The sequence below is a fragment of the Bacillus sp. AFS012607 genome (assembly GCF_002558005.1).
In the GTDB taxonomy this organism is placed as follows: domain Bacteria; phylum Bacillota; class Bacilli; order Bacillales; family Bacillaceae_G; genus Bacillus_A; species Bacillus_A thuringiensis_S.
Genome location: NZ_NTVM01000125.1, coordinates 1 through 217 on the forward strand (window position 1 = coordinate 1; position 217 = coordinate 217).

Here is a 217-nt window from a genome sequence, read left to right on the forward strand (position 1 = left end):
TGAAGGGCCACAAGGCGAAGTGAAGGGTGAGCAGCAAAAAGCGGTCCGAAATATTGAAATGGAAAGTAAATTGAGAGAAACGGGAAGAGCTGAAGGGCCACAAGGCGAAGTGAAGGGCGAAAAACAAAAAGCGGTCCGAGATATTGAAATGGAAAGTAATTTAAGAAATACAGGAAGAGCTGAAGGGACACAAGCAAATGTGAAAGCAAGTCCTACA

The 217-nt window shown here is 44.2% G+C and carries 1 protein-coding gene; it reads left to right on the plus strand.

Annotated features, from left to right (window positions below; translation table 11 throughout):
* The coding region (locus CN409_RS31240; RefSeq protein ID WP_141527765.1) for a hypothetical protein at positions 1-217 on the plus strand (217 nt) is incomplete at both ends.